The organism is Psychrobacter sp. Rd 27.2 (assembly GCF_001921755.1).
Classification (GTDB): Bacteria; Pseudomonadota; Gammaproteobacteria; order Pseudomonadales; family Moraxellaceae; genus Psychrobacter; species Psychrobacter celer.
This window is the reverse complement of record NZ_MRYB01000075.1, coordinates 1-463: the sequence shown is the minus strand read 5'-3', so window position 1 is coordinate 463 and position 463 is coordinate 1. Positions and strand designations below refer to the sequence as shown.

The window sequence follows — 463 nt, the reverse complement described above, 5'->3', positions numbered from 1 at the left end:
CCTAAAGCGGCGCATAAAAGTCAAACCTGCTAAACACATCAAGCCCATTAATCTGACAGTAATGTCAAATTTGCAGCCAAAACAAAAAGCTAAAATAGTGCACTCGCTGTCAGATACCAATCATGACATTGATCATAAAATGCCAGCGCTGCAGTCTCAAAACTACACGCCGCAAACTGAAGCGCATGAAGGTCTTGTCACCAGTCATGAGGAAATTCTTGATCACTATGAGCCGTCATTTATCCACTATGAGAGCATGAATGAAAATCTAGCAAAGTCAGTGCTTTCAGTACCACTCCAAACCATCGATTTATCTCTACAACAAAATCATATTGCTCAAAATGATTTAGCGCTTAATTCAAACGTACGCGCGCTACCCAAAAACAGCTATCAGGCCGTTTTTGCCACGCTTCACCAAGACGCTAAATCTATAGACGCTAGTTATCGTAGCTGCGCTAGCATC

Annotated in this window: 1 protein-coding gene; it reads left to right on the top strand. The window is 42.1% G+C overall.

What is annotated here, in order from left to right; all coding sequences use genetic code 11:
• Positions 1 to 70: 70 nt before the first annotated feature.
• Positions 71 to 463 (top strand): hypothetical protein (locus tag BTV99_RS12670; protein ID WP_143507180.1); only part of this gene is annotated, 393 nt, incomplete at its 3' end.